This window comes from Virgibacillus kekensis (assembly GCF_042654125.1).
GTDB classification, from domain to species: Bacteria; Bacillota; Bacilli; order Bacillales; family Amphibacillaceae; genus Lentibacillus; species Lentibacillus kekensis.
The window spans coordinates 581,779-594,316 of the sequence record NZ_JBHSFU010000004.1 but is presented as its reverse complement, the minus strand read 5'-3'; the positions used below and the strand labels follow the sequence as shown (position 1 = coordinate 594,316).

Sequence of the window (12,538 nt, the reverse complement as noted above, 5' to 3'; positions counted from 1 at the left end):
ATGCAAAAGGTTATTGCAAACAACAGAACCGTTGAAATAGTTGAGGATGATTCACCTACAGTAAAACCTTCCTATTTATTAATAAAGACAATGTACTCGATTATTTCACCAGGTACAGAGTTATCAATCATAGAAAACAGTACAGATAAACAAATAACGTTGGGCTATAGTGCGATGGGAGTTGTCGAAGAATGCGGCAGTGATATAACAGATGTGAATAAAGGGGATTTTGTTGCCGTTTACGGCGCGCCATATGTTCAGCATTCAGAGTATTTATTAGTTCCTAAAACGCTTTATACAAAAGTACCGCCAAATGTTGAACATAAGGAAGCGGCTTTGGCTGGTATTGGTGCAATCGCCATACATGCACTTCGGACTGCGAACCTGCAGTTTGGCGAAACAGTTGCAGTTGTTGGATTAGGATTACTTGGTCAAATGATTGCCAAAATTGCAGACGCTGCTGCTTATAACGTTATTACATATGATCTTCATGAAGAGCGAGCAGCTATGTTAAAAGAAGAAACGAATATAAAGTCATTTTCTACTGTAAAAGAGATGGAAAATGACATAAAAAGCAGTACAAATAATAATGGTGCAGATGCTGTTCTTTTATGTGCAGGCGGAAAACGATCACCGCTGACAGCACAAAGTCTGGAATGGGTTAGAAATAAAGGGAAAGTTGTTATTGTAGGTGATATCGAGCCAGATTTCCCAAGGCATTTGATGTTCAGTAAAGAAGCAAAGATTCTAATTTCCAGAGCAGGAGGCCCCGGGCGGTATGACAAGACTTATGAAGCACAAGCTATTGATTATCCGTATGGATTCGTCCGGTGGACAGAAGGTAGAAACATAGAAGAGTATATTAGGTTAGTTAGCGAAAAACGAATTAATGTAAGTTCATTTATCAAAGAAGAAGTTAACTTTAGTGATGTATCTGATGCATTTAATGATTTAGTGAATAAAAAGTCAACAATGCTAACAAAGGTAATAAATTTTTTGAAATAAGGTGTTGACGAAATGAAAAATATAAACATAGGAATAATTGGACTGGGTGCTATTGCAGAAACCAGTCATATCCCTCATTTAAATGATACAGAAAATGCAACTATAGCTGCAGTGGTGGATTTGGATAGAAACAGAGCACAAACTATCGCTGAAAAATATCAAGTCCCTCATTTTTTTCAGGATATGGAAGAGATGTTTAAACAAGTGAAGGTGGATGCAGTCATGATCTGCACGCCGAATCAAACCCATATTAAGCTTGCTAAACTGGCGGCGGAAAAGGGAATACATGTATTTATGGAAAAGCCAATAGGCACTGATTTACAGAATGTAAAAGAATACTTGGAGTTTGCTGAGGCAAGAAACGTATTGACGATGGTTGGAATGCCCCATCGTTTCCGTCGTGATGTCAGTATTTTAAAAGAATATGCTGAACAAGAGGCGTTCGGAAATATCTATTACGCAAAAGCCAAGCTGTTTAGACGCAGGGGTACGCCAAAAGGATGGTTTACGAATAAAGCATTAGCTGGTGGGGGTGCGATGATGGACATCGGCGTCCATGCCCTTGATTTGGCATGGTGGCTTATGGGAAACCCCGAGGTACAATCTGTTACTGGAAAAACACTTGCTGGATTAGGGAATTATCAAACGAAGTATACTGCAAGCTGGGAATCTAAGAATAAACAATTAAATGTCGAACAATTATTTGATGTAGAGGATTTTGCTTCGGCTTGGATCCGGTTTAAAAATGGTTCGGTATTATCACTGGAAGTTGCCTGGGCTATGAATGGTGAACAGGACGGTAATATTGATATCGAATTACTGGGAGATAAAGGCGGTGCAACGTTATCACCACTTACTATTTTTAAGGAGGAAGATGGATTACTCAGTAAAACAAATCCAATATATGAAAATAACGCTCTGTTCAAGGCCGAAATTGAACACTTCATTGATTGTGTTCGAACTAAAACCACCCCTTTAATTGATGGCAATGATGGATATGAGGTTTTGAAAATGATTCACGCAATTTACGATTCATCTAATCTGAATAAGGAAGTCAATTACAATTAAAGATTTAGTAGAAAGGGGCTTGTAAAATGTTGAAGGTTGGAGTAATTGGGATAGGATCGATATCTGAATTTCATATTAAGCCGTATCTCGAAAATGAGGACGCAGAATTAGTTGCATTGTGTGATGTTAATCAAAAACGTCTTAATGAAAAAGGTGCATTATATGGCGTTACCCAATTGTACAGCGACTACCAGCAACTATTGCAGAACAAAGAAATCGATGCTGTCAGTATTTGTACGTGGAATAACAGCCATGCAGAAATTGCTATTGCAGTGTTGGAAGCTGGTAAGCATGTATTAGTGGAGAAACCGTTAAGTATGACTACAAAAGAAGCTTTAGCTATAGAAGATGCAGTCGAAAAATCTGGAAAGGTTCTACAGGTTGGATTCGTCAGACGGCATGGTGATAATAATAAGCTACTAAAAACATTTATCGATAATGGTGAATTAGGCGAAATCTATTATGCTAAGGCTTCTTGTTTAAGAAGACTTGGTAATCCTGGTGGCTGGTTTAGTGACATTTCAAAATCAGGCGGTGGTCCACTAATCGATTTAGGTGTACACATGATTGATATTTGCTGGTACTTAATGGGAAAACCACGTCCGATTTCAGTTAGTGGTAATACATATTCAAAGTTAGGAAATCGCAGCCACATTGAAAATCTATCATTCTACAAGGCTGCTGATTATGATCCGACATTGAATGATGTAGAGGATTTAACCAATGCATTAATCCGGTTCGAAAATGGCGCATCCCTTTTTGTAGATCTTAGCTTTACCTTGCAGGCAAAAAAAGATGATGTAAATGTCAAGTTGTACGGAGATAAAGGCGGAGCCGAAATTGAGCCTGAACTAGCTTTAGTGACTGAGAAGCATAATACAATTTTGAACGTTACACCACAGCTGGATACGCTTAAATTTGATGTTCATAAGGCTTTTGTTAACGAGATAAATCATTTTGTTGAATGCTGTAAAGATGGTAAGGAAACGATTGCTCCGGTAGAAGATGGTGTTCAAGTGATGAAAATGCTCAATGCTGTATATGAATCAGCGAAAACTGGCAAGGAGATTTACTTGTAAGTGAACGGCATGAACCCGGAACTTGTAATCGTCGGAGGCGGATTAGGTGGCTGTGCAGCAGCACTTTCCGCTTGTTCAAAAGGAATAAAGGTACTGTTAACAGAAGAAACAGAATGGATTGGAGGTCAGGTGACATCACAAGGTGTGCCACCTGATGAACATAAGTGGATAGAGGAATTTGGTTCAACAAAGAGATACCGTGATTACCGCAACAGAGTAAGAGAAGTCTATTCAAGAAATATGGCTGTTAAGTCGGATGAAAACATATTAAACCCTGGAAATGGACTAGTGAGTAATATTTGCCATGATCCACGTGTTACTTTGCACGTTTTAAATGAAATGTTAATGCCTTATGTACTGACGAACCAACTAACAATAGTGTTAAACACCAAGGTTACATCCGTAAAAAAAGTCTGCCGAACCATACATGAGATGGAGTTTGAACATGCGCAGACGGGTACAAAGGAACATTTTACTGCACCATTCTTTATTGATGCCACTGAAGTAGGGGACGTATTGCCTTTGTCTGGAATGGAGTACGTAACTGGTGCAGAAGCAAAGGCCGATACAGACGAACCGCATGCATTAGAAATAGCAAATCCGCATGATATTCAGGCGTTCACATATGTTTTAGGTATGGAATATCGGGATGGGGAAGACCATATTATTCCGGAACCAGAAATGTATGGTTTCTGGAAGGAGTTTCACCCACCTATTTGGCCGGATAAATTACTTAGCTTTTTTGCACCACACCCAATTACAAAAGAAAAGCGTCAATATACATTATTCCGTGAAGAGACTGGATTTCCGTTATGGGAGTATCGCCGGATATTTGATAATAATCAATACGAGACTCCTTTCAAAACGGGGGATATTTCATTAATGAACTGGCCGCAAAACGATTATTTTCTAGGCAATGTATACGATGTTCCTGAGTCAGACAAAGAAAAGAATTTGCACCAGGGTAAAGAGCTGAGTTTATCCCTTTTATACTGGCTGCAAACCGAGGCACCAAGATCTGATGGTGGAAAGGGTTATCCTGGATTAAGACTTCGAAAAGACATTTTTGGCACAGAAGATGGATTAGCAAAAGCTCCGTATATTAGAGAGTCAAGAAGAATAAAGGCAGAATATACCGTAACAGAGCAAGATGTTTCCCCAGATTTTAATGACGGCCATACAGGGAAAAAATATGAGGATAGTGTTGGAATCGGTTCATATAGTATTGACCTGCATCCAAGTATGGCAGGAAAAACATATCTTGATATAAAAGCGCTCCCATTTCACATACCATTAGGTGCGCTTATCCCTAAAGATGCAGATAACCTATTGGCAGGATGTAAAAATATTGGTGCTACTCACATAACAAATGGTTGCTATCGTCTTCATCCAGTGGAGTGGAATATTGGTGAAGCGTGTGGAGCATTGGTGGCATTTTGTATCAGAAAGAATACAAAGCCGAAAGCAGTTCGTGAAGACAGTCAGTTACTTGCTGAATTTCAGAATGAGTTACGCGAGAGCGGATTTGAGCTTGAATGGCCCAAGGAATTTTACCAGGAATAATGAGGTGACCTACTATGGGGAGACATATAGGAGATTTTCCACTTGATAAGTTGCGAGATTATCGTCCGGAATTAGTAGATAAACCAGACAATTTTGATTCGTTTTGGTTTGAGCAAAGTAATAAAATGAATGACATTCAGCCACAAGTAACATTTGAACCGAGGGTATATCCTGTTCCAACTATAGATGTAGTAGATATTACGTTTAAGAGCTGGGATGAAACGCCGCTAAATGGGATTCTAGTTACACCAAAAGCCACTAAGGCTTGTCCGGTAATCGTTTGTTTTCCTGGATATACAGGAAGTTGTGGGCTGCCCGTTGACCACTTAAAATGGACGTCTCTTGGATTTGCAGTCTACGTATTTGATGTTCGCGGTCAGGGAACTTCACCTGACTTTGGAAAATATCAGAATGGAAGTAGGATTCCCGGGTGGATGTTACAAGGGATTCATAGTCATGAAAACTATTACTATACGAATGTATACAAGGATATTCTAATGCAATTAAAGTGGATCAGGTCCGAAGACTCCCCCGTCCATCAAACTAAGCTAGGCGTTATGGGTTCCTCACAGGGGGGCGGATTAGCGCTTAGTACAGCAGGCTTGGATAGGGAAGTGGATTTTGTGCTGGCTGATTGGCCGTTCCTGGCACATTTCAGGCGGGCATTAGATGTAGCGCTGTCCGGTCCGTATATGGAAATAGTAAACTATTTTAAATGGAATGACCCACAATATAAAACTCATAGCCAGGTTATGGAGACATTGAGTTATATTGATAGTTTGCATTTCTGTGAAACGATTACTTGCCCTGTATTGATGGCAGCGGGATTAGAGGATGCCATTACACCGCCATCGACTGTGTTTGCGGCCTTCAATCATATTCGGTCCACAAATAAAATGATTGAAATATACCCGCAATTCACCCATGAACTTAATCCGTTTCACGATGAAAAAAAGCTGGAATTTTTGATGAAACAATTGGAAAACAAGGAGGATATTTATGAATATTAGTGTAAGCATGTACAGTTTAGCTTCAACAATCAAAAAGGAAAACTGGTCGACGCTTGATTTTATTAACTATGCCAACAGTATTTCATTGGATGGTGTTGAGTTACTCGATATTTTTTGGGAAAACAAAGATGATATAAGTAACGAGCTTGCACAGGTAACAGACGCATTGAAGAAAAATAATTTAAAGGTTTCCGCTTATGACGTTACCAATAATTTTGTAAAAGAATCAAGTGACGATCGTGCTAAAGAAGTTAAGAAAATAAAAGATGCTATTCAGGTGGCAAAACAGTTGAACACCAATATTATCCGCGTATTTTGTGGGGACTTACATGATGACCTAACGTATGCGGATGGTCAGGGCTGGATTGTGGATGGCTTGAAGCAATGTGCTGAAACTGCTGAGAAGGAACAGGTTTATTTAGCAATTGAAAACCATGGATTATTAGCCGGAAAAAGTGAACAAGTTGAGGAAATTATTTATAAGGTAGATAGTCAATACGTTAAGTCCACATTTGATACAGGAAATTTTTTATTAGTACATGAAGAACCGCAGCATGCATTCGATCGATTGAAAGATAAGATTGTACACGTACATTTTAAGGACTTTCGTGAAAAGGACCCATCCGAAACAATTAAAGGATTCCGTTCTGCACAAGGTGTTGAATTAATTGGTACGGTTCCGGGAGATGGACAGGTAAATCTATCCTATATTGTTCAGGGGTTAAAAGAATCTGACTATCAGGGATGGCTTTCGATTGAATATGAAGGTAAAGATGATGCTAAGGTTGCGAATGAAGAAGCGGTTAATCGCCTGAGGAATTTACTGAAGTAGGAGGGACGATATTGGGGAATATTGTATTTGCTGACCTTGAAAATATAGATTTGCGAACAACATCATTAAAAGTAGTGGAATCGACTGACCATTTGACAGATGAAACGGTTTTACTATCTTCTTCTGATACGTATCCTGAAGCTGAACTAAATAAAGGTCACAACGTGTTTGTTCCGTCGGATTTACTTGATAATGGAAGTGCAGCAGCGGGTGTATATGTTTTCTTCGACCTGGAAATATATCCATTTTTCCAAAAGGTGAAAGAAAACATTCAAAAACAGGATAAGCCCAAGGGAGTCTTCCGGTTTAGGAGAATCGTAGGGAAAGATGAAACAACATCGTTAGCAGTTGGTGATTTGTTCATTATAGCTTCATTACTTGGTGAGCCAGAAGCTGTTAAAGTGAAGCATACAAATCATACTGTTACTCCTTATCATATGATTGTTACGGTGAATTTCGGCGAAGGTACAATGGCGCATATGGAGTATACATTCGGCAATGATGCTGAACGGATTGAACTTGAGTGGAGCGGGATAAAAAATATTATTGAGTTCAATAGTCAGGAAATGGCACCAATTGATCCAAGTAGCAATACCAACCTTCCGTTAGCTTACTCAGTAGATTCAATTCTGAATACTGCCCGTAATGCTGATTCGGTTTTAATCAAACGGTTGAACAAGTACTGCCAGCTTATAAATGGAGGTGCTGATTAATGAAGATTGGAATGATGAGTTTCGCGCACATGCACGCATATAGCTATGCGGATAGTCTAATGAAATTGCCCAATGTAGAGTTAGTTGGGATCTTTGACGACGACCTGCAGAGAGGAAAGGAAGTGGCTGGAAAATATAGTACAAAACATTTTGATGATCAGGAAACCTTTCTAGCTATGGAGATGGATGCCGTAGTTATTTGCAGTGAAAATATTCGTCATAAAGAAATGGTATTAAATGCAGCAAAAGCCAACAAACATATTTTATGTGAAAAGCCAATCGCAACGACTGTAGAAGATGCAGAAAAAATGATTAAAAGCTGCGAAGAACATGGTGTGACTTTGCAAATAGCGTTCCCGGTACGGTTTAGCTCCCCGATCAAACAGCTCAAAAAAATGATTGATGACGATGAACTAGGTAATATTGTTGCTCTTCGTACAACAAATCGAGGTCAAAATCCGGGTGGCTGGTTTATTGATAAAGAGCAATCAGGTGGCGGTGCGGTTTTAGATCATACGGTGCATATGGTTGATATTATGCGCTGGTATTTGGGTAAGGAAATTACCGAAGTACATGCAATCGTGGACTCTTATTTTCATGATATTGACATAGATGATGCCGGCATTCTTACATTGGAATTTGAAAATGGTGTTATTGCCACACATGATGCAAGCTGGTCACGATTTTCAGAATACCCGATATGGGGTGATGCAACAATTGAAGTGATTGGTACAAAGCAAACAGTTAAAGTTGATGCTTTTAAAGAGCACTTTAGACTGTTTACTAGCGGTGCGAAGTCATTAAGTCATGTTTTTTATGGTAACGATATGGATTTCGGATTAATTCAGGACTTTGTTGAATGTCTGGAACAGGGCAGAGAACCATCTATCACTGGAATGGACGGTTTAAAAGCCCTGGAAGTAGCATTAGCAGCATATAAATCAAGTGATAAAAAATTGGCTGTAAACGTTTAATCAAGGCGGGCACCTAAATCAGGTGTCCACTTTTCTAGGGGGGTTGTTATGTACACGATTGGAATCGATATAGGCGGGACTAAAATTAAATTTGGAATGTTTGAGGAAGATGGTCAACCTTTTAAAGTACAAGAAATAAAAACCCCAAAAGAACTGATTGCGGAAAGTATGATTAAAACGATAATCGACATGGTTCAAGAAAATGATATCCAAGGTATCGGTGTTGCAACAGCAGGGATTGTTGACTATCAGAATGGAATAATAACCAGTGCCGCTAACCTGCCCTCATTGGTGGATGTTCCTTTAGGCAAAATGCTGGAAAAAGCATTTCATGTGCCTGTTGTTGTAGATAACGATGCTAATAGTGGGGCAGTTGCTGAAGGGGCTATAGGAGCTGCGAAAACTGTTCGGAGTTTTATTTGTGTAACAATCGGTACAGGAATTGGCGGTGGAATTATTCACAATAATGAATTGGTTCATGGACGTAGCGGATACGGGGGAGAAATTGGACACATGACAATTGTCCCTAAAGGCTTACCGTGTGGATGTGGGAGAAAAGGCTGTTGGGAAGTGTACGCTTCAGGAAAAGCATTGGAACGAATGATTTCCAAGAATCCCTACTTGAAAGACTACCGTCCTCAAGATGTATTTGCGAAGGGTGCAGAAAAGGAGCCATGCAAACAAATTGTTAAAGAATATTTAGAATACCTGTCAATCGGAATTATCAATCTTCAATACATGTTTGATCCAGAAATGGTTGTTATTGGAGGTGGGGTGATAGATTCCAGTACGTATTGGTGGGATGAATTAGTAGAAAAAATAGCCTCCACATCTTCCATACCGATAAATTTGCAACAGGCACATTTAAAAAATAATGCGAGTATGATTGGCGCTAATTCATTAGTAAAACAAATGTAGTGAAAAGAGTGTGGAAATGAGATGTATTACTTAAAGGGCGATGTAATAACGGAAGGAAATATATTAAAAGATAAGTTTGTAGAAATAGTAGGGGACAAGGTTACATATGTCGGAAATGAAAAACGTTATAGCGACGTCATATTCTATGAGGTCGCGAGTGGTTTTATTTGTCCCGGATTTACTGATATTCATATTCACGGAGTTAATGGGTTTGATTTTATGGACAATGAGGAAGCATTTGAAAAAATTGCAAATCTATTGCCGCACTATGGTGTTACTTCATTTTTGGCAACCTCAAGGACAGCTCCAATTCCAGACACAAAACAATTCCTTGAAGCTGCCAAATCCTTCAAGCATAGCAAACCTGTTGGGTCACAATTATTAGGTGTTCACATGGAAGGTCCCTGGATAAGCACCATCTATTGTGGTGCCCAAAGTAAGTCAAGCATCCGTCAGTTGACATGGGTCGACGTTAACGATGTCATCACTCCTTTCTCAGATATAATTTCTATCATTACGTTAGCACCTGAAGAATTAGAAGATTACTTGATACTGGAATATTTAGTTTCACAGGGTATTTATACATCAGCAGGTCATTCAAATGCAACCATGGAGGAAATTGGACTTGCAATAGATTATGGCCTAAAGAAAGTAACGCATACGTTTAATGCGATGAGTCCATTACACCATCGCACTCCCGGTACTGCTGCGGCTGCATTATACTATGATGAGTTAATCTGTGAAATTATTACGGATGGGATTCATATTGACCCAAAGATTATAGAACTTTTATACAAAGTGAAAGGTCACGATTGTATGGTTCTTATATCTGATTGCACTGGCTATAACGAGTTATCTGATGGGGGTTATTATTTCCGGAATAAAAATATCAGGAAAAAAGGAAATGAAGTAACCTTGGAGAATGGCAAATTAGCAGGGAGCGCTCTAACGCTGGATAAAGGGATAAAATATGTTGTGGAACATTGTAATATTCCAATTGAAGAAGCAATTTATATGGCAACCCAGGCACCTCTTAACTCTATAGGTGAATTGGAATACAGAGGTAAAGTCAAAGCAGGGCATCAAGCGGATCTAGTTATACTGGACAGTGAATTAAATGTAAAGAAAACGATTATAAAAGGTAATGTTGTTTATGAAAGGGGTTAAACGGAAAGTGGAAATTCGTCGACTCCAAGCAAATGAATTAAAACAAGCAATACAGCTGTCAGATCAGACATTCCGAAAAGAGGAGCATACATCAATGGGAGAAGCCTTCCCACAGGTTTTTTCTAAACAACTGAGCCAATCATTTGGTGCTTTTGATGGAGAGCGTTTAATAAGTTTTATTGGAGTAGTCCCATCAAAAATGCAGGTTGGTGAAGCAGAACTGAACACGTTTTCCATTGGATCAGTTTGTACACATACAGATTACCGGAAACAGGGGATATCAACAGCCATTTTAAAAGAAGTCTATGATTTCATTGACCAGGCTAAATCATCACTATTGTTTGTGTCTGGTGACCGTGGATTGTATAAACGGAATCATTGCTATCACTTCGGGAGGGTGAACAAGTATAAAATTGATAAGGTTTCAATTGAAAGTAAATATGAAGGGTCAATCAGGGAAGGGTCTAGCGCCGATGTTTTCCTAATTGACGATTTAATACAAGCTAAGGAAGTTAAGTACAAAAGCAGCATATGGGAATGGTCTATGCTATTCGATGCAAGTGGCTATGCAAGTATTTTTATGATGAAACAAACATTGTACGTTGCTGAGAATGATGGAGTTGTTGAAGGTTATGTGGTGTTAGGTGTGGATGAGAATAGTGCTGCGAAACGAGCTATCGTGACGGATTGGGGAGGTAATACTGCATCATTGCGTGCGATATTTATGGAACTGCTGAAGAAGAAAGTAGTTTCGGAAATAGAGATAGCAGTCCCATGGCAGGACTCTCTGAATGACGAGTTAAACGATCTTCCATTCGAGTTGGAGCAAAATGGTGGAACAATAAATATTGTTGATGCTGAGAGATTGATAGAACAGCTTAAGCCCTACCTGGTGAAGAAGAACCCAGGGCTGGCTAAAAGTCTTAAGATTTATAACACTGACAATTCAAATGTTACCTTAAACTATAATGAGTCCAAAATCACTTTGTCGCCTGAAGAACTAGTGAAATTCTTGTTTGATTTTCAGGATGATGCTGAATTAGGTGAGATGCAATCACTGTTCCCAGTTCCGTTACCGAGTACGATAGGGATGTTTTATGTGTGAACTACATTTAAATGAGGTGGAATAAAAATGAATATTCGTTTGCTTGGTAGTGCTGCAGCTGAAGGATTTCCTGCTATTTTTTGCCGATGTAAACATTGCGAGAAGGCAAAAAGATTAGGTGGAAAAAACATTCGAACACGTACGTCAGCATTAATAGATGATAACTTGAAGATTGATTTCCCTCCAGATACCTTTATGCATGTACTGCGCGCTGGAGATGCGATTTCAGAGTTTGAACATTTAATTGTTACCCATACACACCACGATCATTTTTACCCGGAAGATATTAGAATGCGTACACCTAATTTTGCAAAAAACTATGGTGATGTTCTTAATATATATGGGAACGAAAGAGTAGTTCAGCGTTGTAACGACATATTTGAGAATGAGAGTGAGAGCTTTAATATTATTCCATTTCAATCTTTTACTACTTATGAGGTTGGCGGTAAATTAATTACACCTCTCCCTGCGGATCACAAACCGGATGAGAATAGTTTTATCTATTTTATTGAAAAAAACGGTGAGACTTGTCTGTATGGTCACGATTCAGGGGTCTACCCTGAGGAAACATTTAATTGGTTGTCTAAACGTGTATTGGACGTGGCTATTATGGATTGCACAAATGGACTAAAAGATGAAAAGACTATTCACATGAATATCGAGGCGGTTAAGGAAATGAAAACAAAATTTGTTAAGATGGGTATGCTTCATGAAAAATCAAAAGTTGTAGCAACACATTTTTCTCATAACAGTGGATTGTTACATAATGATTTAGAATCATTGCTCGTTCCATTTGGAATTGACGTAGCATATGATGGGATGGAGATAAAGATTTGAGGGGAGAAAAAAGACTAATCTATACAGTCACTAAAAATATAAGGCTGTCTCAATAAGGTTTAATAGGACCTTTTGAGACAGCCTTTTACTATGCCTGTAATCCATTAAAAGATCTGATAAATTAGGCTAACTAGTTCTTTAGTACTTACTTAAGTCTTTTAATAGAGTATAAATATTTAGATTAAAGGAGATTGGAAGAGCACAGCAGAAATTTAAATAGGAGTAACTATAAAAAGGGGGAATAGTTTCTTCTAAACACTTGAAAGG

Annotated in this window: 12 protein-coding genes; all 12 read left to right on the top strand. The window is 38.8% G+C overall.

Annotation, left to right across the window (positions count from 1 at the left end):
- Genes ACFO3D_RS07110 through ACFO3D_RS07055 form a run of 12 tightly spaced genes read left to right on the top strand, consistent with a single transcriptional unit; the run spans nt 1 to nt 12,271 of the window.
- A complete protein-coding gene (locus ACFO3D_RS07110) occupies nt 1-1,005 on the top strand; it encodes a zinc-dependent alcohol dehydrogenase (RefSeq protein ID WP_390294226.1) in 1,005 nt (334 codons plus the stop codon).
- Nucleotides 1,006-1,017: 12 nt separating this feature from the next.
- Nucleotides 1,018-2,073 carry a Gfo/Idh/MocA family protein gene (locus ACFO3D_RS07105; RefSeq protein ID WP_390294224.1) on the top strand — a complete coding sequence of 352 codons (1,056 nt, stop codon included), beginning with the start codon at nt 1,018-1,020 and terminating at the stop codon, nt 2,071-2,073.
- A 26-nt stretch (nt 2,074-2,099) separates the two neighbouring features.
- Nucleotides 2,100-3,152: a Gfo/Idh/MocA family protein gene (locus tag ACFO3D_RS07100; protein ID WP_390294222.1), complete on the top strand. Its 1,053-nt coding sequence runs from the start codon at nt 2,100-2,102 to the stop codon at nt 3,150-3,152.
- Nucleotides 3,153-3,161: 9 nt separating this feature from the next.
- On the top strand, nt 3,162-4,715 hold the full coding sequence (locus ACFO3D_RS07095) for an FAD-dependent oxidoreductase (RefSeq protein WP_390295478.1): 1,554 nt from the start codon (nt 3,162-3,164) through the stop codon (nt 4,713-4,715).
- Nucleotides 4,716-4,729: 14 nt separating this feature from the next.
- Entirely contained in the window at nt 4,730-5,725 is a 996-nt protein-coding gene (locus ACFO3D_RS07090; RefSeq protein WP_390294220.1) for an acetylxylan esterase, read from the top strand.
- The gene (locus ACFO3D_RS07085) at nt 5,715-6,557 is read left to right on the top strand and encodes a sugar phosphate isomerase/epimerase family protein (RefSeq protein WP_390294218.1); all 843 of its coding nucleotides are present in this window, start codon (nt 5,715-5,717) and stop codon (nt 6,555-6,557) included. Before ACFO3D_RS07090 ends, ACFO3D_RS07085 begins: the two co-directional genes overlap by 11 nt.
- 11 nt (nt 6,558-6,568) lie before the next feature.
- Nucleotides 6,569-7,270, top strand: a complete 702-nt coding sequence (locus ACFO3D_RS07080; RefSeq protein WP_390294216.1) for a hypothetical protein — start codon at nt 6,569-6,571, stop codon at nt 7,268-7,270.
- A complete protein-coding gene (locus tag ACFO3D_RS07075; protein WP_390294214.1) occupies nt 7,270-8,244 on the top strand; it encodes a Gfo/Idh/MocA family protein in 975 nt (324 codons plus the stop codon). The genes ACFO3D_RS07080 and ACFO3D_RS07075 overlap by 1 nt, the downstream gene beginning before the upstream one ends.
- Nucleotides 8,245-8,292: 48 nt before the next feature.
- Nucleotides 8,293-9,162, top strand: coding sequence for an ROK family protein (locus tag ACFO3D_RS07070; protein ID WP_390294213.1), 870 nt, complete (start codon nt 8,293-8,295; stop codon nt 9,160-9,162).
- A 21-nt stretch (nt 9,163-9,183) separates the two neighbouring features.
- Nucleotides 9,184-10,329, top strand: a complete 1,146-nt coding sequence (nagA, locus tag ACFO3D_RS07065; RefSeq protein ID WP_390294211.1) for an N-acetylglucosamine-6-phosphate deacetylase — start codon at nt 9,184-9,186, stop codon at nt 10,327-10,329.
- Between the two features lie 7 nt (nt 10,330-10,336).
- The gene (locus ACFO3D_RS07060) at nt 10,337-11,434 is read left to right on the top strand and encodes a GNAT family N-acetyltransferase (RefSeq protein WP_390294209.1); all 1,098 of its coding nucleotides are present in this window, start codon (nt 10,337-10,339) and stop codon (nt 11,432-11,434) included.
- Nucleotides 11,435-11,461: 27 nt separating this feature from the next.
- On the top strand, nt 11,462-12,271 hold the full coding sequence (locus ACFO3D_RS07055) for an MBL fold metallo-hydrolase (protein ID WP_390294207.1): 810 nt from the start codon (nt 11,462-11,464) through the stop codon (nt 12,269-12,271).
- The last annotated feature ends 267 nt before the right edge of the window (nt 12,272-12,538 follow it).

Excerpts from the sequence above, each read along its gene's own strand:
- ACFO3D_RS07105 (WP_390294224.1), top strand. The coding sequence starts at position 1,018 with ATGAAAAATATAAACATAGGAATAATTGGACTGGGTGCTATTGCAGAA.
- ACFO3D_RS07090 (WP_390294220.1), top strand. The coding sequence starts at position 4,730 with ATGGGGAGACATATAGGAGATTTTCCACTTGATAAGTTGCGAGATTAT.
- ACFO3D_RS07070 (WP_390294213.1), top strand. The coding sequence starts at position 8,293 with ATGTACACGATTGGAATCGATATAGGCGGGACTAAAATTAAATTTGGA.
- ACFO3D_RS07100 (WP_390294222.1), top strand. The coding sequence starts at position 2,100 with ATGTTGAAGGTTGGAGTAATTGGGATAGGATCGATATCTGAATTTCAT.
- nagA (WP_390294211.1), top strand. The coding sequence starts at position 9,184 with ATGTATTACTTAAAGGGCGATGTAATAACGGAAGGAAATATATTAAAA.
- ACFO3D_RS07055 (WP_390294207.1), top strand. The coding sequence starts at position 11,462 with ATGAATATTCGTTTGCTTGGTAGTGCTGCAGCTGAAGGATTTCCTGCT.
- ACFO3D_RS07110 (WP_390294226.1), top strand. The coding sequence starts at position 1 with ATGCAAAAGGTTATTGCAAACAACAGAACCGTTGAAATAGTTGAGGAT.
- ACFO3D_RS07095 (WP_390295478.1), top strand. The coding sequence starts at position 3,162 with ATGAACCCGGAACTTGTAATCGTCGGAGGCGGATTAGGTGGCTGTGCA.
- ACFO3D_RS07085 (WP_390294218.1), top strand. The coding sequence starts at position 5,715 with ATGAATATTAGTGTAAGCATGTACAGTTTAGCTTCAACAATCAAAAAG.
- ACFO3D_RS07075 (WP_390294214.1), top strand. The coding sequence starts at position 7,270 with ATGAAGATTGGAATGATGAGTTTCGCGCACATGCACGCATATAGCTAT.